This is a genomic window from Nocardioides oceani, from assembly GCF_030412965.1.
GTDB classification, from domain to species: Bacteria; Actinomycetota; Actinomycetes; order Propionibacteriales; family Nocardioidaceae; genus Nocardioides; species Nocardioides oceani.
The window spans coordinates 377,567-399,130 of the sequence record NZ_JAUHJQ010000002.1 but is presented as its reverse complement, the minus strand read 5'-3'; the positions used below and the strand labels follow the sequence as shown (position 1 = coordinate 399,130).

20 protein-coding genes are annotated in these 21,564 nt (G+C 74.2%); 4 read left to right on the top strand and 16 right to left on the bottom strand.

Going from position 1 to position 21,564, the window contains the following annotated elements:
- Positions 1-7: 7 nt before the first annotated feature.
- From QWY28_RS07430 to QWY28_RS07410, 5 genes are all read right to left on the bottom strand, one after another.
- A complete protein-coding gene (locus QWY28_RS07430; RefSeq protein WP_300951682.1) occupies positions 8-1,096 on the bottom strand; it encodes a FecCD family ABC transporter permease in 1,089 nt (362 codons plus the stop codon).
- Entirely contained in the window at positions 1,093-2,175 is a 1,083-nt protein-coding gene (locus QWY28_RS07425) for a FecCD family ABC transporter permease (protein ID WP_300951681.1), read from the bottom strand. Before QWY28_RS07425 ends, QWY28_RS07430 begins: the two co-directional genes overlap by 4 nt.
- Before the next feature lie 87 nt (positions 2,176-2,262).
- Complete coding sequence (locus tag QWY28_RS07420; RefSeq protein ID WP_300951680.1) at positions 2,263-3,348, bottom strand: branched-chain amino acid aminotransferase; 1,086 nt, start codon at positions 3,346-3,348, stop codon at positions 2,263-2,265.
- 95 nt (positions 3,349-3,443) lie between these two features.
- Entirely contained in the window at positions 3,444-4,532 is a 1,089-nt protein-coding gene (locus QWY28_RS07415) for a 3-isopropylmalate dehydrogenase (RefSeq protein WP_300951679.1), read from the bottom strand.
- Between the two features lie 11 nt (positions 4,533-4,543).
- Positions 4,544-4,669 carry a hypothetical protein gene (locus tag QWY28_RS07410; RefSeq protein ID WP_300951678.1) on the bottom strand — a complete coding sequence of 42 codons (126 nt, stop codon included), beginning with the start codon at positions 4,667-4,669 and terminating at the stop codon, positions 4,544-4,546.
- A gap of 406 nt (positions 4,670-5,075) precedes the next feature.
- Here QWY28_RS07410 and QWY28_RS07405 point away from each other — a divergent pair, with 406 nt between their 5' ends.
- A complete protein-coding gene (locus QWY28_RS07405) occupies positions 5,076-5,645 on the top strand; it encodes an O-methyltransferase (RefSeq protein WP_300951677.1) in 570 nt (189 codons plus the stop codon).
- Positions 5,646-5,747: 102 nt separating this feature from the next.
- Here the strand turns inward: QWY28_RS07405 and yczE are convergent, their stop codons facing one another.
- Positions 5,748-6,410, bottom strand: coding sequence for a membrane protein YczE (yczE, locus tag QWY28_RS07400; RefSeq protein ID WP_300951676.1), 663 nt, complete (start codon positions 6,408-6,410; stop codon positions 5,748-5,750).
- A 61-nt stretch (positions 6,411-6,471) separates the two neighbouring features.
- Between yczE and yczR the strand changes: the two genes are divergently transcribed.
- On the top strand, positions 6,472-7,908 hold the full coding sequence (yczR, locus tag QWY28_RS07395; protein ID WP_300951675.1) for a MocR-like transcription factor YczR: 1,437 nt from the start codon (positions 6,472-6,474) through the stop codon (positions 7,906-7,908).
- A gap of 184 nt (positions 7,909-8,092) precedes the next feature.
- Positions 8,093-9,709 carry an ABC-F family ATP-binding cassette domain-containing protein gene (locus QWY28_RS07390; protein WP_300951674.1) on the top strand — a complete coding sequence of 539 codons (1,617 nt, stop codon included), beginning with the start codon at positions 8,093-8,095 and terminating at the stop codon, positions 9,707-9,709.
- On the opposite strand, the gene QWY28_RS07385 is transcribed toward QWY28_RS07390, so the two are convergent.
- A complete protein-coding gene (locus tag QWY28_RS07385) occupies positions 9,670-10,140 on the bottom strand; it encodes an MSMEG_6728 family protein (protein ID WP_300951673.1) in 471 nt (156 codons plus the stop codon). The two genes, QWY28_RS07390 and QWY28_RS07385, sit on opposite strands and share 40 nt — an antisense overlap.
- An 81-nt stretch (positions 10,141-10,221) precedes the next feature.
- Between QWY28_RS07385 and QWY28_RS07380 the strand changes: the two genes are divergently transcribed.
- Positions 10,222-10,785, top strand: coding sequence for a hypothetical protein (locus tag QWY28_RS07380; RefSeq protein WP_300951672.1), 564 nt, complete (start codon positions 10,222-10,224; stop codon positions 10,783-10,785).
- Positions 10,786-10,829: 44 nt separating this feature from the next.
- Here the strand turns inward: QWY28_RS07380 and QWY28_RS07375 are convergent, their stop codons facing one another.
- The 9 genes from QWY28_RS07375 to ilvD all read right to left on the bottom strand — a co-directional run bounded on the left by QWY28_RS07375 (position 10,830) and on the right by ilvD (position 21,407).
- A complete protein-coding gene (locus tag QWY28_RS07375) occupies positions 10,830-11,549 on the bottom strand; it encodes a DsbA family oxidoreductase (protein WP_300951671.1) in 720 nt (239 codons plus the stop codon).
- 46 nt (positions 11,550-11,595) lie between these two features.
- Entirely contained in the window at positions 11,596-12,624 is a 1,029-nt protein-coding gene (gene ilvC / locus QWY28_RS07370) for a ketol-acid reductoisomerase (RefSeq protein WP_300951670.1), read from the bottom strand.
- A 105-nt stretch (positions 12,625-12,729) separates the two neighbouring features.
- The gene (gene ilvN / locus QWY28_RS07365) at positions 12,730-13,269 is read right to left on the bottom strand and encodes an acetolactate synthase small subunit (protein WP_300951669.1); all 540 of its coding nucleotides are present in this window, start codon (positions 13,267-13,269) and stop codon (positions 12,730-12,732) included.
- Positions 13,266-15,140 carry an acetolactate synthase large subunit gene (locus QWY28_RS07360; RefSeq protein WP_300952287.1) on the bottom strand — a complete coding sequence of 625 codons (1,875 nt, stop codon included), beginning with the start codon at positions 15,138-15,140 and terminating at the stop codon, positions 13,266-13,268. Before QWY28_RS07360 ends, ilvN begins: the two co-directional genes overlap by 4 nt.
- Before the next feature lie 290 nt (positions 15,141-15,430).
- Positions 15,431-16,642 (bottom strand): VOC family protein, encoded by a 1,212-nt coding sequence (locus QWY28_RS07355; RefSeq protein WP_300951668.1) that lies wholly within the window; start codon positions 16,640-16,642, stop codon positions 15,431-15,433.
- A 31-nt stretch (positions 16,643-16,673) separates the two neighbouring features.
- Complete coding sequence (locus tag QWY28_RS07350) at positions 16,674-17,396, bottom strand: GNAT family N-acetyltransferase (RefSeq protein ID WP_300952286.1); 723 nt, start codon at positions 17,394-17,396, stop codon at positions 16,674-16,676.
- Positions 17,397-17,398: 2 nt separating this feature from the next.
- Positions 17,399-18,415: a S66 family peptidase gene (locus tag QWY28_RS07345; RefSeq protein WP_300951667.1), complete on the bottom strand. Its 1,017-nt coding sequence runs from the start codon at positions 18,413-18,415 to the stop codon at positions 17,399-17,401.
- Between the two features lie 287 nt (positions 18,416-18,702).
- A complete protein-coding gene (locus QWY28_RS07340; protein WP_300951666.1) occupies positions 18,703-19,641 on the bottom strand; it encodes an FUSC family protein in 939 nt (312 codons plus the stop codon).
- 68 nt (positions 19,642-19,709) lie between these two features.
- Positions 19,710-21,407 (bottom strand): dihydroxy-acid dehydratase, encoded by a 1,698-nt coding sequence (gene ilvD / locus QWY28_RS07335; protein WP_300951665.1) that lies wholly within the window; start codon positions 21,405-21,407, stop codon positions 19,710-19,712.
- Positions 21,408-21,564 lie beyond the last annotated feature (157 nt).

Sequence of the window (21,564 nt, the reverse complement as noted above, 5' to 3'; positions counted from 1 at the left end):
GGCGCCATCAGGCGGTCCGGGCGCGGCCACTGGCCATCAGCCAGATGAGGTAGGGGCCGCCCACCGCGCCGGTGACGACCCCGACGGGGACGGCGAGGTCGGCGGGCAGCAGGTGCTGGGCGACGACGTCGGCGCCGACGACGAGCACGACGCCGACCAGCGCGGACTGCACCAGCGCGAGCGTGCCGTCGCCGAGCAGCCGGCGGGCGACGGGCGCAGCGGTCAGGGCGACGAACGCGACCGGCCCGGCGGCCGCGGTCGCCACGCAGGCCAGGGCCACGCCGAGCGCCACGACGCACGCCCGGGTCACCTCCGGCCGCAGCCCGAGGCTGCCGGCCTGCTCGTCACCGAGCATCAGCAGGGACAGGCCCCGGGCGACGCACGCGACGAGCGGCACGAGCACCGCGACGGCGACCGCGAGCGTGCGGACGAGCGCCCAGTCGGCCTGGCCGAGGCTGCCGGTCATCCACAGCAGGGCGACCTGCGCCTCCTTCACGTCGTTGCGGGTCAGGAGGTAGCCGATGACGCTCGTGCAGACGTAGGCGACGCCGATGCCGGCCAGCACGAAGCGGTGACCGGTCATCCCGCCGCGCCACGCCACGGCGTACAGCAGCAGCCCGACGAGGGCGCCGCCGGCCAGCGCGGAGAGGGGTACGACGTACCCGCTGGTCGCGCCGACGGCGAGCAGCGCGACGACCGCGCCGGTGCTGGCGCCCTGGGAGATGCCGATGACGTCGGGGCTGGCCAGCGGGTTGCGCAGCACCGACTGGAACAGCGCCCCCGCCAGCCCGAACGCGACGCCCACGAGCACGCCGAGCACGAGCCGCGGCAGCCGCAGCTCCACCACGATGAACCGGGCCGCGCCCTGGTCGGCCCCGGCGAGCGTGCGGAGGACCTCGCCGGCGGAGAGCCGGAAGTCGCCCAGCATCAGGGCGGTGACGCACAGCGCCGCGGCGAGCACGACCAGGACGACCGTGACCAGGAGGCGGCGGCGGTGCCGGCGGCGGCGCGTCGTGCGCAGGCCCTCGCCGGCGACCGCCTGGCGGGCCTCGCGCGCCGCCCGGTCGGCCTCGGGCGCGAGCGTCGGCGCGCTCACGCGGCGACCGCCCGGGAGCGGCGCACGAGCGCGATGAGGACCGGCGCACCGAGGACGGCCACGACCAGGCCCGCCTCGAGCTCGGAGGGCCGGGCGACCAGGCGGCCGGCGACGTCGGCGGCGAGCAGCAGGACCGGCCCGAGCAGCATCGACAGCGCGACGATCCACCGGTAGTCGGGGCCGACCACCGCGCGGGCGACGTGCGGGACGACCAGGCCGATGAAGGCGATCGGGCCGACGAGGGAGACCGCCGACCCGCAGAGGAGCACGACCGCGGCGACGACGAGGAGCCGGCCGCGGGTGACGTCCTGGCCGAGGCCCCGCGCCACGTCGTCACCGAGCGCGAGCGCGTTGAGCACCCGGCCGGCGGCGAGCGCCAGCGCCAGGCCGACGACCACGAACGGCAGCACGGTCCCGAGCACGTCGAGGGGGCGGTTGGCGAGCGAGCCGACCTGCCAGAAGCGGTACTCCCCCAGCGTCCGGGTGTCGGTGAGCAGGACGACCGTGATCACCGAGGTGCAGGTGGCGGTGAAGGCCGCGCCGACCAGGGCGAGCTTGACCGGCGTGACGCCCTCCCAGCCCAGCGACGCCGCGCCGTACACCACCACGGCGGCGACGGCCGCCCCGGCGAAGGCGAACCACAGGTAGCCGGCGGTCGAGGTGACGCCCAGCCCGGCGATCGCCACGATGACCGCGAGCGAGGCGCCGGAGTTGATGCCGAGCAGCCCGGGATCGGCGATCGGGTTGCGCGTCACGCCCTGCATCAGCGCGCCCGCGGCGCCGAGCGCGGCGCCGCCGACCAGGCCGATGAGCGTCCGCGGCACGCGCAGGTCGCGCACGACGAGGTGGTCGTTGTCGCCGGTGACCGGCGAGACGAGCGCGTCCCAGACCGCACCGGGCGCCACGTCGCGGGCGCCCCACATCAGGCTGGCCAGCGACACCGCGAGCAGGCCCACCACGAGGAGCGCCAGGGCGAGCAGGCCGCGCAGCGCGGCCGGTGCGCCCGGGCGGACCCGGCCGACGGGGCCGCCGGGTGCCGCGGGTCCGGCCGCGGTGTCGGTGTCCAGCACGGCGCTCACGCGCGGCCCCCTCACCCGATCGGTCGCGCCCGGTGCGCGACGTACTTAGGTAAGGGTAACCTCCCTTGCCCGATGCGGGCAGGGGTCTCAGAGGATGCGGTGCATCCAGCCGAAGGTGTCCTCGGCGCGGCCGAGCTGGATGTCGACCAGCTCCTGGCGCAGCTTCATGGTCAGCTCGGTCTCCGGCGGGGCCGGCACCTCGCCGCCCTCCCACTTGAGGCTGCCGACCGGGGTGACGACCGCGGCGGTGCCGCAGGCGAAGACCTCTCGGATCGCCCCGCTGGTGACGCCGTCGCGCCACTCGTCGATGGAGAAGCGGCGCTCCTCGACCGTGTGGCCGAGCTTGCCGGCCAGCTCGATGATGCTGGCGCGGGTGATCCCCTCGAGGATCGTCCCGGTCGCGGGGGTGACGATGTGGCCGTCGTCGTGGACGAAGTACATGTTCATGCCGCCGAGCTCCTCGACGTACCGCCCCTCCTGGGCGTCGAGGAAGACGACCTGGTCGCAGCCCTGGGCGATGGCCTCCTGCTGGGCGACCAGGGAGCTGGCGTAGTTGCCGCCCGTCTTGGCCGCGCCCATGCCGCCGCGGCCGGCGCGGGTGTACTCCTCGGTGAGCCACAGCGTGACCGGCTTGACCCCGCCCTTGAAGTAGGAGCCGGCCGGGCTGGCGATCACCATGAACGTCACGTGCTGGGAGGGCCGCACGCCGAGGAACTTCTCCGACGCGAACATGAACGGCCGCAGGTACAGGCTCTTCTCCCCCGCGCCCGGGTCGGTGGTGGTGGGCACCCAGCGCTCGTCGACGCGGACGAGCTCGTCGACGGCCTGGAGGAAGTCCTCGACCTCGAGCACCGGCAGGGCGAGCCGGTGGCTGGAGCGCACCATCCGGCGGGCGTTCTCCTCGGGCCGGAACGACCACACCGACCCGTCGGCGTGCCGGTAGGCCTTCATCCCCTCGAAGGTCTCCTGCGCGTAGTGCAGGACCGCGGTCGCCGGGTCGAGGCTGAGCGGTCCGTACGGCTCGATCCGCGCGTCGTGCCAGCCCGCGTCGGGCGTCCACTCGACCGTGAGCATGTGGTCGGTGAAGTGGTTCCCGAAGCCCGGGTCGGCCAGGATCTGGGCCAGCCGGTCCTCGGCGACGGGGTTCTCGTTGCGGGTCGTGCGGATCTGCATGGGGCTCACGGTAGTCCTCGGGTTGCTCGGGCCGGTGGGGCCGGGTCGGGTACGTCGGGACCGCCGGCCCGAGCTCGGTGCGCTCGGCCGGGCGGTCAGCCGGCTACTCGCGCGGCGACCGCGTCGCCGACCTCCGAGGTGCTCCGGACGGTGCCCGGCTCGCGCCCGGCGAGGTCGGCGACGACCGCGGCCTCGATGACCGCGGCGGCGTCGGCGTGGCCGAGGTGGTCGAGCAGCAGCGAGGCCGAGAGGATCGCCGCGGTCGGGTCGGCCTTCTGCTGGCCGGCGATGTCGGGCGCCGAGCCGTGGACCGGCTCGAACATGCTCGGGGCGGTCCGGTCGGGGTTGACGTTGCCGGACGCCGCGAGGCCGATGCCGCCGGTGATGGCGGCGGCGAGGTCGGTGATGATGTCGCCGAAGAGGTTGTCGGTGACGATCACGTCGAAGCGCTGCGGGTCGGTGGTCAGGTGGATCATCGCCGCGTCGATGTGCATGTAGTCCGTGGTCACGTCGGGGTGCTCGGCGGCGACCTGCTCGAACAGCCGCCACCACACCGACCCGGCGTTGACCAGGACGTTGGTCTTGTGGACCAGGGTGAGCTTCTTGCGGGGCCGGCGCTCGGCGCGCGCGAACGCGTCGCGGACGACCCGCTCCACGCCGTACGCCGTGTTGACCGACACCTCGGTGGCGACCTCGTGCGGGGTGCCGACCCGCAGGGCGCCGCCGTTGCCGGTGTAGGGGCCCTCGGTGCCCTCGCGGACGACCACGAAGTCCACCTCGCCGCGACCGGTCACGGCCTCCGACAGCGGGGAGACGCTGCCGGGGAAGATGCGCGACGGACGCAGGTTGACGTAGTGGTCGAGCTCGAAGCGCAGCCGCAGCAGCAGCCCGCGCTCGAGGATGCCCGGGGGCAGGTTCGGGTCGTTCGGCTTGCCACCCACGGCGCCGAGCAGGATCGCGTCGTGGTCGCGGACCTCCGCCAGCACCGAGTCCGGGAGCACCTCGCCGGTCGCGAGGTAGCGCTCGGCGCCGAGGTCGTAGCGGGTCTGCTCGAACTTCACGCCGGCGGGCGAGGCGACCTCGAGGACCTTGAGGGCCTCGGCGGTGACCTCCGGGCCGATGCCGTCGCCGGGGATGACGGCGAGACGGACCGTGCCAGTGGGGCTGGTGGTGTGGGTGGTCATGGGGCCGGACGTTAGTTGTCGTCGGGGCGCTGGCCGCCGTTGTCCCGCAGGTCGAGAGAGCGCTGCACGGCCTCGTGGCTGCGCGGGTTCTCCGGGTCGTGGCTCGCGGGTCCCCACTCGGGATACATGTCGTACATCGGTCGTCTCCTTGCGGTCTGGGTGTCGTCTCGGGTCGAACGTCCGAGGACGCCCCGCGGAGGAACGACGGCCGCACGGGTCGCGTGGGCCGAGGACCGACAGGGATGCGGATCGCGCACGTGCTGGGGCTGATCCGCCGCGGTGGCGTCTTCGGGCTGCTGCTCGCTCGTCGGGGCGAGCGGCAGGTGGTGCGAGGAGTGAGGCCCGGGAGCAACGCCGACCACCGCGGCGAGGGGGCCTCACGTGGCAGTGGTTACTGCTGGGCCTCGCCGCGGCGCTCGATGAGTACGAAGACGCTCCGCATGATGGCGACGAACCTACGCCGCCGCGTCGGCCCCGCACCACTGGTTTCACCGAACCGTCCGCGATCCGAGACATCCGTCCCGGGATGGGAGACTCCCCGGCATGAGCGCGCCGCCCGACCTCCCCGACGTGGTGTCCCGTGCGTTCGCGGTCTCGCGGCGCTCCGGCTACGTCTCGTTCTGCCGCAACGAGACCGGGCGCCTGCTGGCCACCCTCGCCGCGACCCGCGGCGGGACCATGGCGGAGTTCGGCACCGGCTGCGGCGTCGGCACCGCCTGGCTGCGCTCGGGGGTCCGCGACCGGGCCACCCGCATCGTCACCGCCGAGCTCGACGCCCGGCTCGCCGGCGCGGCCGCCGAGATCTTTGCCGACGACCCCCAGGTCGAGGTGCTCTCGGCCGACTGGTCGACGCTGCTCGACAAGGGCCCCTTCTCGCTGCTCTTCCTCGACTCCGGCGAGCCCACCGAGGTCGGCGTCGACGCCGTCGCGGACCTCGTCGAGGAGGGCGGCATCGTCGTGCTCGACGACTTCACCCCCTGCGAGATGTGGCCGCCGGTCACCGACGGCCGTGTCGACACCCTGCGGGAGCAGTGGCTCACCGACGAGCGGTTCACCTCCGTCGAGGTCATGGTCGCCTCCGACGCCTCCACGCTGATCGCGACCAAGCGCTAGCCGCTCACCGGCCGGCCCCGACGGTCGCCGCGAGCCCTCTCCAGCGACCACATGGTCGCTGCACACGCGTCAGGACGCGTGTGGAGCGACCCCAAGGACGCTTCACACCGGCTCGGTGCGCCCCAGCTCCACGGTCCAGGCGGGCAGCCAGGCCTGGGTGAGCGGACCGATGGCGAGCGCGTAGAGCACCGTGCCGAGGCCGAGCGCGCCGCCGAGGGCCAGGCCGGCGAGGACGACGACGACCTCGATGCCGGTGCGGACCAGGCGCAGGGACCGGCCGGTACGTCGCGCCAGGCCGGTCATCAGCCCGTCGCGCGGCCCGCGGCCGAGCTGCGCGCCGATGTACATCGCCCCGGCGTACCCGCACAGCGCGACGCCGCCGACCACCAGCGCCAGCCGCAGGAGGACCGCGTCGGGCGGGTCGAGCAGCCACAGGGTGGCGTCGGCGGCCAGCCCGACCACGAGCGCGTTGGCGATCGTGCCGAGGCCGGGCACCTCGCGCAGCGGGATCCACAGCAGCAGCACCACGAAGCTCATCCCCACGACGGCCTGGCCCAGCGTGATCGGCACGTGGCGGATCAGGCCCGAGTGCAGGACGTCCCACGGCGCGACGCCGAGCCCGGAGCGCACCATCAGCCCGAGCGAGACGCCGTACAGCACGAGCCCGACGGACAGCTGCACCAGCCGGCGGGGCATCCGGCCGGCGCGCAGCTGCGCGAGCGGGCCGAGGTCGGCGAGGGCGGGCGGGGAGGCGAGGGCGGTCACGTGACCACCATCCGCCAGATTGGACTGCCGCCCAATAGCCAATCGTGGGACAGTGGCCTGCATGCAGCAGTCCATCAGCGCGGCCCGGGTGGCCACCCTGGTCGCGGACTTCCCGCGCACCCCGGCCTACGCCGGCCTCGCCGACGCCCTCACCCTCCTCATCGGCGACGGGCGGATCCCCCTCGGCACCCGGCTCCCGAGCGAGCGCGAGCTGACCCAGGCCCTGGGCGTCTCGCGCACCACGGTGACCCGGGCGTACGCCGCGTTGCGCGAGGGCGGCTACGCCGAGGCGCGCCGAGGTGCCGGGACCTTCACCCGGGTGCCCGGCGGGCGGGCGCGGTCCCACGACCGGGCGCTGCTCCCCCGGCCCGAGGACGAGGCGGCCATCGACCTCAACTGCGCGGCCGCGTCCGCGCCGGCCGGCCTGGCGGCGGCGTACGCCGAGGCGGTGGCCGAGCTGCCGGCGTACCTCGGCGGCCACGGCTACTTCCCCGCAGGGCTGCCCGGGCTGCAGGCGCAGGTCGCGGCGGCGTACGAGCGGCGCGGGCTGCCGACCGACCCGGCCCAGGTGATGGTCACCCCGGGCGCGCTCAGCGCCGCCGGCATCGTGGCCGCGGCGTTCGCCGGGCCCGGCCGGCGCGCGCTCGTCGAGTCGCCGGTCTACCCCAACGCCACCCAGGCGCTGCGGCGCACCGGCGCGCGCCTGGTCGAGGCGCCGGTCGACCCCGACGGCTGGGACCTCGACGCGGTCGGGTCGGTGCTGCAGCAGGCCCGGCCGGCGCTGGCCTACCTCGTCCCGGACTTCCAGAACCCGACCGGGCACCTGATGAGCGACGCCCAGCGCGAGGCGTACGCCGCGCACCTGCGGCGGGCGGGCACGGTCGCGGTGGTCGACGAGGCGCACCAGGCGCTGGCGCTCGACGGGCAGGAGATGCCGCTGCCGTTCGCCGCGCACGCGCCGGGGACGATCACCATCGGCAGCGCGAGCAAGAGCTTCTGGGGCGGGCTGCGCCTGGGCTGGATCCGCGCGCCGCACGAGCGGATGGCCGACCTGACCGAGGCGCGGGTGGCGATGGACCTCGGCGCGCCGGTGCTCGAGCAGCTGGTGCTGGCGCGACTGCTGGCCGACGGCCCGGCCCTCCCCGACCAGCTCACCCGCCTGCGCGAGCAGCGCGCGGCCCTGGCGGCCGCCCTGGCCGAGCACCTCCCGGAGTGGCGCTTCCGGCTGCCCGGCGGCGGCCTGGCCGTGTGGTGCGAGCTGCCCGGACCGCTCGGGACCGCCGTCGTCGCCGAGGCCGAGCTGCGCGGCGTGATCGTCGCGCCGGGGCCGGTCTTCGCGGTCTCCGGCGGGCTCGACCGGTTCGTGCGGGTGCCGTGGACGCGGCCGGTGGCCGAGCTCGAGGAGGCCGTCCGCCGGCTCGCCGCCGCCTGGGCGGTCGTCCGGGACCGGCCGGCCGGGGCCGCCCGGCGACGTACCGGCCGGGTCATGGTCGCCTGAGAACACAGGTGGTCCGAGGGACCCGGGGGCCTGGGAAAACCGGTGGAGCCCGGCCCGGGACGTCCCTAGGATCGCGGTGTCCCATCCCCGACGACAGGAGCCGCGTTGTTCCGCTGAGGTGATCCCCGCGCCGCGTGAGCCGACCCGGCCGCGCGACGCATCCCCCACCTCCCCGGGAGCAACCGTGCCCTCGTCCCCTGTCGTCGCGCTGTCCTCCGTCGGCCTCACCTGGCCCGACGGCACCCCCGCCCTGCGGGACCTCGACCTCCTCCTGCCGCCGGGTCGCTCCGGCCTCGTCGGCGCCAACGGCTCCGGCAAGTCGACGCTGCTCCGGCTCGTCGCCGGCGTCCTGGCGCCCACGACCGGCCGGGTCACCGTGACCGGCGAGGTCGGCCACCTGCCCCAGGACCTCACCCTCGACGCCGACCGCCCCGTCGCCGACCTGCTCGGCCTGACCGAGGTGCGGCGGGCGCTCCGCGCGGTCGAGGCCGGCTCGGTCGACCAGCACCACTACGACGTCATCGGCGACGACTGGGACGCCGAGGACCGCGCGGTCGCCGAGCTCGGGCGGCTCGGGCTGCCCGCCGGCGTCCTGGACCGCCGGCTCGGCGAGCTGTCCGGCGGCGAGGTCACCCGGCTCGGCCTGGCCCGCGTGCTGCTGGGCCGCCCCGACGTCCTGCTGCTCGACGAGCCGACCAACGACCTCGACGCCGCCGCCCGCGCGCAGGTGCACGACCTCGTCGCCGGCTGGAGCCGGACGCTGCTGGTCGTCAGCCACGACCGCGACCTGCTCGAGCACGTCGACCGGATCGGCGAGCTGCGCGACGGGACGGTCCGCTGGTACGGCGGCGGGTGGTCGTCCTACGCCGCGCAGGTCGCCGCCGAGCAGGAGGCCGCCGCTCAAGCCGTCTCGACCGCGCGGGCCGACCTGCGGCGCCAGCGGGCCGACCGTGAGGAGGCCGAGCGGGTCCTCGCGCAGCGCCGGCGGCGGGGCCGAGCCGTGCAGCTGTCGGGCAGCCTGCCGCCGATCGTGGCGGGAGGGAAGCGCAACGCCGCGGAGCGGTCGGCGGCGACGTACCGCAGGGTGCACGAGGAGCGGCTCGAGGCGGCCCGCGGTCGGCTCGAGGACGCCGAGGCCCGGCTGCGCGAGGACCGCGAGATCCGGGTCGACCTGCCCGGCACCGAGGTGCCGCGCGGCCGGCTCGTGCTCAGCACCGACGCGCTGGTGCTGCGCACCGGCCGAGCGGTGTCGCTCGACGTGGCGGGGCCGGACCGGGTCGCGGTCGTCGGCCCCAACGGCGCGGGCAAGACGACGCTGCTCCACACCCTCGCCGGCCGGCTCGCCCCGGCCGCCGGGTCCGCCCGGGTGCACGTCCCGGTGGCACTGCTCCCCCAGCGGCTCGACCTGCTCGACGACGACGCGACGGTGGTCGAGAACGTCGCCGCGCGGGCGCCCGGCCACGAGCCCGGCGACGTGCGGGGGCGGCTGGCCCGGTTCCTGTTCCGCGGCAGGGCCGGCGACCGGCGGGTGGGGACGCTGTCGGGCGGTGAGCGGTTCCGCGCGACGCTGGCCGCGCTGCTGCTGGCCGACCCGGCACCGCAGCTGCTGCTGCTCGACGAGCCGACCAACAACCTCGACCTCGCGTCGTACGACGCCCTGGTCTCGGCGCTGGCGTCCTACCGCGGCGCGCTGGTCGTGGCCAGCCACGACCAGCGCTTCCTCGCCGACGTCGGCGTGGACCGGGTGCTGGACCTGGGCGCTCAGGCCGCGGAGGAGGTCGGGTCCGGCGGCCAGACATAGGGCAGGTCGCCGGGCACCCCGGGGAAGAGCGGCCCGTAGTGGTCGGGGTCCTTGCGCACGAGGTTCGACTGGTGGCTGCGGTGCAGCGCCTCGTCGCCGAGCCACGGCGGCAGCTCCCCGGCCTCGGCCAGCTCGGCCTGCGTGCGCACCTCCCGCACACCGGCCGCCGCCAGGTCGCTGCCGATGGTCGCCGCGCAGGTGTCGCCGTACCCCAGCTCGACCCACGCCTCGCAGCAGGCGAAGGAGTACCGGCCCAGCGCCTCGAGGTGGCCGCGCCACATCTTGACGGCCGGGTGGTTGCGCCAGCCGTACGTCGGCACGGTCAGCCCACGCAGCACCTGGATGCACTCCACCCGCTGCTTGCCCAGGCGCTTCTGGTCCAGCACGCGGGCGGAGCGGTCGAAGTCGGCGTACGGGAGGAACGTCTGCACCCCGCCCCGGTGCCCATCGGGTGCTCCGGGACACCGGGCGCCCTGCTGGGGCGGAGCCCCCAGGCGTGGCAGGATCCGGCCGTGCCCGAGCCCACACCCGACCATGCCGGCCCGGACGCCCCTCGGGGGCGCAGCGAGGTGCTCACGCCGGCCCTGCCCGTCCGGGTGGCGGCCACCCTCGTGGGGGCGCTCTTCGGGGCGGCCCTGGTGTGGGCGCTGGCGCAGGTCGCCACCGGCGACCTGGAGTGGACGACGACGAACGTCATCGGCTTCCCGCTGGTGGTGCTGATCGGGGTGGCCTCGGTGGCCGGCGTCGTGCAGGCGTGGACCGCGAAGGTGTGGGTGGACCACGACCGCGACGAGCTGCACCAGGTCGTCTTCGGCAAGGACGTCGCGATGACCCTGCTGCCCCCGACGACGGCCCGCCTCGACCACAAGGGCGCGGCGGTCGGCTCGACGGTCAGCGGCACCTGGAAGGTGGTCGTGACGCATCCCGACCGTCAGCTCACCGTCAACACGCCGTACGTCCGCGACATCGCCGACGTCCTGCGGATCCTGCAACCGGCCCTCGAGCGCAACCCCGGCCTGCCTGCCGACGAGGTCACCCGCCGGGCCCTCGCCGACCCTGCGGGCGCGACCGGCTGACCGCGGCGGGGCGCTCGCCTGCCGGTTCCGGCCGAGGGGTCAGCTCAGATCGCGCAGCCGTCGGGGCCGCAGGCGTCCGCGTCGCCGCCGACCGTCTGCAGGACCGGGTTCGCGTCGGCCCACGCGGTGGCGAGGACCTGCTCGAAGACCTCGGTCGGCTGGGCGCCGGAGACGCCGTAGCGCTGGTCGACGACGAAGAACGGCACGCCGGTGGCACCGTACGCGCGTGCCTGGGCGACGTCGGCGGCGACCGCGTCGGCGTACTCGCCGTCCGCGAGCACCGCGTCGACCCGCTCCTGCCCCACGGCGTCGACGACGCCGGCCGTGCGGGCCGCGGCACGGAGCACGTCGTGGTCGCCGACGTCCTCGGCGCGCAGGAAGTACGCCGCCAGCAGCTGCTCCTTGAGCTCGCGCTGCAGCGCAGGGCCGCCGGCCTCGAGCGCGAGGTGCAGCAGCCGGTGGGCGTCGACGGTGTTGGTGTGGACGTTGTCGAAGAGCCGCATCTCCAGGCCCTCCCCCGCCGCGGTCTCGATGAGCGACTGCATGCCGGCGCGCATCTGCTCCTCGGACTGGCCGTACTTCTTGGCCAGCTGGCTCAGGGTCGACTCGTGCCCGTGCTGCGGGGCCGACGGGTCGAGCTCGAAGGACCGGTAGACCACCTCGACCGCGTCGCGGTGCTCGAAGCCGGCCAGTGCCTTCTCCAGACGGCGCTTGCCCACGTAGCACCACGGGCAGACGACGTCGCTCCAGATCTCGATGCGCATGAGATCCAGAACGCGTCGCCTGCCCGCGTTTGTTCCTGGTGCCGGGTCAGCGCGAGGCGGTGCCCTCGGTGTAGTCCGAGTCGTGGCTCTTGACCCACGACATCAGCTTGCGCAGCTCGCGACCGGTCTTCTCGATCGGGTGCTGCTCGGCCTGCTCGCGGAACTTCTTGAACTCCGGCGAGCCGTTCTCCTGGTCGGTGATGAAGCGCTCGGCGAAGGCGCCGTTCTTCACGTCCTCCAGGACGGCCTTCATGTTCTCCTTGACGCGCTCGTCGATGACGCGGGGGCCGGAGACGTAGTCACCGAACTCGGCGGTGTCGGAGACCGACCAGCGCTGCTTGGCGATGCCGCCCTCGTACATCAGGTCGACGATCAGCTTCAGCTCGTGCAGGCACTCGAAGTAGGCGACCTCCGGCTGGTAGCCGGCCTCGGTGAGGACCTCGAAGCCGTACTGCACCAGCTGCGAGGCGCCACCGCACAGGACGGCCTGCTCGCCGAACAGGTCGGTCTCGGTCTCCTCGGTGAAGGTGGTCTTGATGCCGCCGGCGCGCAGGCCGCCGATGCCCTTGGCGTAGGACAGCGCGAGGTCCCAGGCCTTGCCCGAGGCGTCCTTCTCGACGGCGACGAGCACGGGAACGCCGCGCCCGTCGACGTACTCACGACGGACCAGGTGGCCCGGGCCCTTCGGGGCGACCATGAAGACGTCGACGCCCTCGGGCGGGGTGATGTAGCCGAAGCGGATGTTGAAGCCGTGGCCGAAGACCAGGGTGTCGCCCTCGGCGAGGTTCGGGGCGATCTCCTCGGCGTAGAGCTTCCGCTGGTGCTGGTCGGGGGCGAGGATGACGATGACGTCGGCCTCCTCCGCGGCCTCGGCCGGCGTGAGGACGCGCAGGCCCTCGGCCTCGGCCTTCTCGCGGCTCTTGGAGCCCGGCTGCAGGCCGACGCGCACGTCGACGCCGGAGTCGCGCAGCGACAGCGCGTGGGCGTGGCCCTGGCTGCCGTAGCCGATGACGGCCACGTTCTTGCCCTGGATCAGGGACAGGTCGGCGTCGTCGTCGTAGAACATCTCAGCCACGAGGGCTTCTCCTTCTGGTTGGGTCCTGCCGGTTGGCGGCAGTGGGCGTCGGTGGTGCTGGTCCGGGTGGGTGCTGCGGCTGGTGCGGGTGCCGGGGTACGGCGGTCAGCCGACGGCCGGGCGGGCGGGGACGGTGACCGGGCGCAGGTTGCGCTCGGAGATCGACCGGGAGCCCCGGCCGATGGCGACCATCCCGGACTGCACGAGCTCGCGGATGCCGAACGGCTCCAGCACGCGCAGGAAGTCCGCGATCTTGCCGGCGTTGCCGGTGATCTGGATGGTGACCGCGTCGGGGGCCACGTCGATGACCTTGGCGCGGAAGAGCTGGACGGTGTCGAGCACCTGGCCCCGGGTCTCCGCGGTGGCGGCGACCTTGACCAGGACGAGCTCGCGGTCGACCGATGCGGTCGGGTCGAGCTCGACGATCTTGATGACCTCGACCAGCTTGTTGAGCTGCTTGGTCACCTGCTCCAGCGGGGAGGACTCCACGTTGACGACGATGGTCATCCGGGAGACGTCGGCGTGCTCGGTCGGCCCGACCGCGAGCGAGTCGATGTTGAAGCCGCGGCGGCTGAAGAGGCCGGCGATCCGGGCGAGGACACCGGGCTTGTCCTCCACCAGGACGCTCAGGGTGTGCTTCGTCATGCCGGTCGGACCTCCCAGTCGTCCTCGACCCGGTCGAAGTCGGGTGCGAGGTCACGTGCGTACTTGATCTCGTCGTTGCTCTTGCCGGCGGCGACCATCGGCCAGACCATCGCGTCGCGGTTGACGCGGAAGTCGACCACGACCGGCACGTCGTTGATCGACATGGCCTTCTCGATGACCGAGTCGACGTCCGCGGGGCTCTCGCAGGACAGGCCGACGCACCCGTACGCCTCGGCGAGCTTGACGAAGTCCGGGATGCGCTTGGAGTGCAGGTCGGTGTTGGAGTAGCGGGAGTTGTAGAACAGCGTCTGCCACTGCCGCACCATGCCGAGCGACTCGTTGTTGACGACCGCGACCTTGATCGGGATGTCGTTGATCGCGCAGGTGGCCAGCTCCTGGTTGGTCATCTGGAAGCAGCCGTCGCCGTCGATCGCCCACACGGTGGTGTCGGGGGCGCCCACCTTGGCGCCCATCGCGGCCGGCACGGAGTAGCCCATGGTGCCGAGCCCGCCGGAGTTGAGCCAGGTCATCGGCTTCTCGTAGCCGATGAACTGCGCGGCCCACATCTGGTGCTGGCCGACGCCGGAGGTGTAGATCGTGTCGGGGCCGGCGATCTCGCCGAGCCGCTGGATGACGTGCTGCGGCGCCAGGCTGCCGTCGGCCGGGGTCTCGTAGCCGAGCGGGTAGCGGCGCTTGATGCCCGCGAGGAACTCCACCCACGCCTCGTAGTCGCCGGTGTGGCCCGCGTCGGCCTCCGCGCGGAGCAGGGCCACCAGGTCGGCGATGACCTCGCGGCAGTCGCCGACGATCGGGACGTCGGCGTGCCGGTTCTTGCCGATCTCCGCGGGGTCGATGTCGGCGTGGATGACCTTCGCGTTCGGCGCGAAGGAGTCGAGCCGGCCGGTCACCCGGTCGTCGAAGCGCGCGCCGAGGCTGATGATCAGGTCGGACTTCTGCAGGCCGGCGACCGCCGAGACCGAGCCGTGCATGCCCGGCATGCCGAGGTGCTGCGGGTGGCTGTCGGGGAACGCGCCGCGCGCCATCAGGGTGGTCACGACCGGCATGCCGGTCAGCTCGGCGAGGGTGCGCAGCTCGGCGGAGGCGCCCGAGCGGATCGTGCCGCCGCCGACGTACAGCACCGGTCGGCGGGCCTCGAGGATCAGCCGGGCAGCCTCGCGGATCTGCTTGGCGTGCGGCTTGGTGACGGGTCGGTAGCCGGGCAGATGCAGCTCGGTCGGCCAGCGGAACGTGGTGAGCGCCTCGAGCGCGGACTTCGCGACGTCGACGAGCACCGGGCCGGGTCGGCCGGTGGAGGCGATGTGGAAGGCCTCCGCGACGCGCTGCGGGATCTCTGCGGGATCGGTGACCAGGAAGTTGTGCTTGGTGATCGGCATCGTGATGCCGCGGATGTCGGCCTCCTGGAAGGCGTCGGTGCCGATCATCGACGCGCCGACCTGGCCGGTGACGGCCACCATCGGGACCGAGTCCATGTGGGCGTCCGCGATCGGGGTGACCAGGTTCGTCGCGCCCGGCCCGGAGGTCGCCATGCACACGCCGACGCGGCCGGTCGCCGCGGCGTACCCCTGAGCGGCGTGGCCGGCACCCTGCTCGTGGCGGACCAGGATGTGCCGGATCGAGGAGTCCATGAGCGGGTCGTACGCCGGGAGGATCGCGCCGCCCGGGATCCCGAAGACGTCGGTGACCCCCGCGGCCTCCAGCGACGCGACCAGGCTCTGGGCGCCCGTGATCTGCTCGGTCATCTTCTCGCTTCCCCGTTCCGGTGGTGGTGCGTGGTCATGCGCGTGCCCAACAAAAAACCCCTCGGCCGCAGGCGGGCGAGGGGTGACGCGTCGGCTGGAGCGTCTGCTCAGCCCACGCGTCGCGTGCGTACAAGGAGGTCCTGGCGCATGCGACCACGGTAGCCGCCCGGCCCCGCGCCCGTCACCCGGTCACGGCTGCCGTCCCAGCATACGGGACGCGGGTCCCACATGTTGGCACGGGGTGGGGCCGGGGGGCGGCAGTTTTGTCGGCCGGCCGATGAAGCTCCCGGTTGGCCGATGAAGTTCCATCGTCCGACCGGGAGTTCTGTCGGCCGGCCGATGAAACGTTCGCTCTGCCGGTTCGCTCGCCGGCCGCCCCACCGAGCGGGGCTGGGCGCGGTTCAGGACTCGCGGCCGAGCCAGGTGGTGATGCAGGCCTGGTTGCCCTGGGCGTCGGCGAGGACCCAGAAGCGCGGGGCGTAGCCGTCGGTCACCAGCGTGCCGCCGGCCTCGACCGCGGCGCGCACGCGCGACTCGGCCACCTCGGGCGGGACCCGGAGGTCGAGGTGGAAGCGCTGCTCGACGTCCTGCGGCGAGCGCGGCCCGGACTCCTGGAACCACAGGGTCGGCCCGTGGCCGCTGGGGTCGCGGAGCTCGTCGGGCACCTCGTCGGTCCCCTCGTAGCCGAGCAGGGCGGCCCAGAACGGCCGGACCGCCTCGAGGTCGGGGGTGTCGAGGGCCAGCTCGAGGACCGAGAGCCGGTGCGGCTCGGGCGTGGCGCCGAGGCGGCCGGCCGCGTCGCTGACCTCGCGGGCGAGCCGGACGTCGCGTGCGGTGACCCCGCCGACGTCGTGGCTGGACAGTCGCACCACGACCCCGGCGTACGTCAGCTCGACGTCGGGGTGGTGGTCCATCGCCTCGGCGGCCTCGCCGATCGCGGCGACCAGGCGCAGCCCCGTGGCGAAGTCACCCGTCGCGAACCGGGCGTGGAGCTGGTCGAACATCACCCGCCAGTCCGCGAGCAGCTCGGCCTCGACGTCGTGGCCGGTCAGCACGGTCCGGTCGTCGCGGTCCTCGCGGTCACCGGCGGCGTTCATCGCCTCGGTGGTCGGCTCCGCGGTCGACTCCCCGTGCGCCTGCGCCCCGGGGTGCGGACCGCCCTGGGCGCCCGGCTCGGAGGGGTCTCGGGGATCGCTCACGGCAGCACCTTTCCGTCCGAGGGGTCCGGGGTTGTACGCGACCTCCCACCGATACCCGTCCGGATCGGCGAAGTAACCGGTGTACCCGCCCCACGCGCGCTCCTCCGCGACGCCGACCGGGTCGGCGCCGGCGGCCCGCGCGGTGGCGAGGACGGTGTCGACCTCCGCGCGCGTGGCGACGTTGTGGGCCAGCGTGAACGGCGGCACGCCGGCTCCGGTCGCGATCGGCCCGACCTCCGCCTCGAACGCGGCCCGGTCCCACAGCGACAGCACGACGTGCTCGCCGACCTCGATCATCACGACGTCGCCGGGCACCTCCAGCGCCGCCGTCCAGCCGAGACCGTCGCAGTAGAACGCCCGGCTGGCGACGAGGTCGGCCGCGGCGAGCGTCACGAAGCTGATCCGTTGGTCCATGCCGCGACCCTGGCACCCGGCGCCGACGTCGTCATCCCTGTGACCGCGGACCGACCTCCAGCGGGCTGCGCTGCTGCCCGGCCTCGTCGAAGTTCGCGGGGTCCAGCCACCGCTGGTGGGCCGCCCGGATCCCCGGCCACTCGCCGTCGACGATCGAGAACCAGTCGGTGTCGCGGGTGCGTCCCTTGGTCACCATGTGCTGGCGGAACCGCCCTTCGTAGGTGAAGCCCAGCCGGAGCGCGGCCCGGCGGCTCGGCTCGTTGAGCGCGTCGCACTTCCACTCCACGCGCCGGTAGCCCCACTCCTCGACCGCGTGGCCGATCATCAGGTGCATCGCCTCGGTCGCCGCGCGCGTGCGCTGCAGGCGCCGGGCGAACAGCACCCCCGAGATCTCGATGACGCCGTGGTCGGGCTCGACGCGCCAGTACGTCGCCAGGCCGGCCGCCTCCTCGGGGCCGGGCCCCTGGGTGGGGACGATCGCGAAGGTCAGTGAACCGGTGTGGGAGGCCAGCGGGGTGACGACGTCACGGGCCATGGCGGCCACGTCGGCCGGCTGCGCCGCGGGCCGGTAGGTCCACAGCGGGGCGTCCTCGGCGCCGCCGAGCGCGTCGAAGAGCGGCGCGGCGTGGGTGGCCGCGACCGGCTCGAGCCGGACGTACCGCCCCTCCAGGACGACCGGGGCGGGCGGGGTCCGCGGCGTCCAGCCGGGGACCTCGTCGCCGACGGCCTGGCCGTGCTCGTCGACGTGGGGCATCCTCACCACTCCTGGGTGATCTCGTGGCGGCCGCCGTCGACGACGACGCGGGCCAGGGCTCCGTTGACGAGCGGCAGGAACGGCTGGACGTGGCCGCACTCGACGTCCAGGACGACCGGCACGTCGAGCGGCCCGAGCGCGTCGGCGACCGCCTCGCGCTGGCTCATCGCCGGGTGGTCGGGGGCACCGGTCCGCCCGACGAGCACCGCGTTGGCGTGGTCGAACCAGCCGGCGAGCCGCAGCCCGTGGAGCGTCCGGGCGATGGTGAACGGGCCGTCCTCGCACGCCTCGAGGTAGACGAGCAGGCCCTCGTCGGCGTGCTCCTCGCCGAACGCCCCCACGTCGCCGTACGGCGTCCCGGCGATCGGCCCCATGATCTCCACGCACCCGCCGACCAGCCGTCCGGTCACGTCGGCCCCGCCGCCGCCCAGGACCGACCAGGTGCCGGCGCCGTCGAGGGTCATCGCGCGGACGCCCGGGTCGCCCTCGTAGTCGTCCCAGCCGCTCGTCCGGTACCGGCCCGGGCTGCGCTGGGTGACCGGCCCGGTCGCCGAGGCGACGTCGGCCCAGTGCAGCAGGCCGGCCGGCGGCTCGTAGCGGGTGTCCATCAGGTTCGCGCCGTGCAGGGTCCCCCAGCCGAGCCGGGTGGTCAGGGCGACGAGCAGCAACGAGGTGTCGCTGAAGCCGACCAGCCAGGTCGGCTCCGCCTGCTCCAGTGCGGCCCAGTCGAGCTGGTCGAGCACGTCGATGCCGAGCTCCCCGCCCCACGGCGGCACGACCGCCGCGATCGTCGGGTCGCACAGCATCGCGGTCAGCTCGGCGGCGCGCTGCTCCTTCGGCGCCGAGGTGACCCCGGCCGTGCCGAGGCACTCTCCCAGCACCGCCTCCAGGCCCCGCTCGGCCAGCGCGGCGACGCCGGCGTCCAGGCGGGCCCTGAGCGCGGGCTCCACGCCGGCCGACGGGGCGGTCACCCCGACCCGGTCGCCGGGTCGGAGCGGGCGGGGGAAGCGGAGGTCCATGGGGCGCATCCTCCCCCACCGCCGGGCACTTCAGCGGCCGTGTTGCCGCTCCACACGCGTTGGACGCCGTGTGCAGCGGCAACGTCGTCGCTGGAGAGGGCTCCCACCGGCCCCGCAGGCGGCGGGCCCAGACGGCAGGCTCAGGCGGGGGGCCGGCGGGCCAGCCCGCCGGGCACTTCAGCGGCTGTGTTGTCGCTGCACACGCGGTGGGCGCCGTGTGCAGCGGCAACGTCGTCGCTGGAGAGGGCTCCCACCGGCCCCGCAGGCGGCGGGCTCAGGCGGCGGGGTCAGGCGGCGAGCCGTTGGGCGGCCCGGCCGACGGCCAGACCGATGACCACGCCGATCACGGTCTCCACGCCGCGGTCGAGCAGCAGCGTGCCGACCGGCACCGGGGAGACGAGGTGGACCATCAGCAGGGCGAGCGGGGTGACCGCGACCAGGGCGACCGCGTAGTTGCGGCCGATGAGCAGCTCGGCGGCCACCTGCAGCGCCACCGCCAGCAGCACGAGCGCGAGCGGCTCGAGGTCCAGGGTGAGCAGTACCGCGGCCAGGCCGAGCCCGAAGGCCGTGCCGACCACGCGGTGCAGGCCGCGCACCACCTGCCGCACCGGGTCCGCGGCGACGAGCGGCACCACCGCGGAGACCATCGCCCAGTACGGGTGGCCGATGCCGCTGCTGGTCGCCACCGCACCGGCCAGCAGCACCGCGACCGCGCTGGGCGCGACGTCGCGCCAGGTGCCGGTGGGGCGCTCGGGCCACGCCGGGGTGGCGGCGTACGACGTCGAGCGGCGGCGCAGCCAGGCGCCGGCGTTGCCGACGACCAGCGCGAACGCCGCGGTCGCGCCGGCGACGAGGGCCGCGACGACGACGTCGCCGGGCTCGCTGGGGATCGAGGCGCACGCGGTGAGGGCGAAGACGGGGAACAGTGCGCCCGGCGGGTGCCACCGCTGCCGGTCCGACAGGACGGCCGAGGCGGCGGTCAGCAGCGCGGCAAGGGGTACGGCGAGCCACGCCCGGTGGGCGCTGGTGCCGACCAGCACGCCGACCGCGACCACGCCGGTGAGCAGCACGCCGACCTCGGTCTGCAGGCGCACCCGCAGCGGCCCGACCCGCTCGCGCCCGTAGAGGGCGGTGAACGCACCGAACGCGGCGTAGATCGACCACTCGAGCCGGTCGGCGGCGAGCAGGACGAGCAGCGGCACCAGCACCGAGACGCCGGCCCGCACGGCGACGCGGTGCGCGCCGGCGTGCGGGCCGAAGCCGAGCAGCTCGCGGGTGAGCGGTCCCGGACCGGTCAGCTCGTGACCGCCCCGTGCGCCGCGGAGCGGACGGTGGCGGCGTACTTGCCGAGGACGCCGCGGGTGTACTTCGGCGGGTTGGGCTGCCAGCCGACCTTGCGGTCCTCCAGGTCGTCCATCTCCACCTCGAGGCTGCGGTTGAGGACGTCGAGGGTGATCGGGTCGCCGTCGCGGACGAACGCGATCGGCCCGCCGTCGACGGCCTCGGGGGCGACGTGGCCGACGCAGAGGCCGGTCGTGCCGCCGGAGAACCGCCCGTCGGTGAGCAGCAGGACGTCCTTGCCGAGCCCGGCGCCCTTGATCGCGCCGGTGATCGCGAGCATCTCGCGCATGCCCGGACCGCCCTTGGGGCCCTCGTAGCGGATGACCACGACGTCGCCGGCGACGATGCGGCCCTCGGCGAGGGCGTCCATCGCGGCGCGCTCGCCGTCGAAGACCCGGGCGGTGCCGGTGAAGACCGACTCGTCGAAGCCGGCCGACTTCACGACGGCACCCTCGGGGGCCAGCGAGCCCTTGAGGATGGTCAGGCCGCCGGTCTTGTGGATCGGGCGGTCCAGGCTGCGGATGACGTCGTCGTCGAGGTCCGGCGGGGCGAGGTCGGCGAGGTTCTCGGCCAGCGTCTTGCCGGTGACGGTGAGGCAGTCGCCGTGCATGAGGCCCGCGTCGAGCAGCGCCTTCATGACCACCGGGATGCCGCCGATCTTGTCGACGTCGTACATGACGTACTTGCCGAAGGGCTTGAGGTCGCCGAGGTGCGGGACCTTGTCGCCGATCCGGTTGAAGTCGTCAATGGTCAGGTCGACCTCGGCCTCGCGGGCCATCGCGAGCAGGTGCAGGACGGCGTTGGTGGAGCCGCCGAGGGCCATGACGACGGTGATGGCGTTCTCGAACGCCTCCTTGGTCATGATCTGGCGCGCGGTGATGCCCTTGCGCAGCAGGTTGACCACGGCCTCGCCGGACTTGTGGGCGAAGCCGTCGCGGCGGCGGTCGACGGCCGGCGGAGCGGCCGAGCCCGGCAGCGACATGCCGATGGCCTCGGCGACGGCGGCCATGGTGTTCGCGGTGTACATGCCGCCGCAGGCGCCCTCGCCCGGGCAGATCGCGCGCTCGACCTTGTCGACCTCCTCGCGGGAGATCTTGCCGGCCAGGCACGCGCCGACGGCCTCGAAGGCGTCGATGATCGTGACGTCCTTGCCGTCGACGTTGCCCGGCATGATGGAGCCGGCGTAGAGGAACACGCTCGAGAGGTCCAGGCGGGCCGCGGCCATCATCATGCCCGGCAGCGACTTGTCGCAGCCGGCCAGCAGCACGGAGCCGTCGAGGCGCTCGGCGCTCATCACGACCTCGACCGAGTCGGCGATGACCTCGCGGGAGACCAGCGAGAAGTGCATGCCCTCGTGGCCCATCGAGATGCCGTCGGAGACCGAGATGGTCCCGAACTCCATCGGGAAGCCGCCCGCCGCGTGCACGCCGTTCTTCGCTGCCTTCGCCAGCCGGTCGAGCGAGAGGTTGCAGGGGGTGATCTCGTTCCAGCTCGACGCGACGCCGATCTGGGGCTTCTCCCAGTCGTCGTCGCCCATGCCGACCGCCCGCAGCATGCCGCGCGCCGCGGCGCGCTCGAGGCCGTCCGTGACGTCGCGGGAACGGGGCTTGATGTCGGGCGTGCCGGTCTTCTGCGGGTCCTGCTCGGTCATGCCCGTCAGCCTAGTCGCGGGCTCCGCCGCTCCCCGGCCGGTCTCAGGGGTTGTGACGTGGTCGACGGGCCGCTGCGTCAACGATCGTTCAATTGCGCGGGAATGTCGCGGGGAAGCGCTTCCACCGGTCCACAACCGTTCAATTGAACGATCGTGG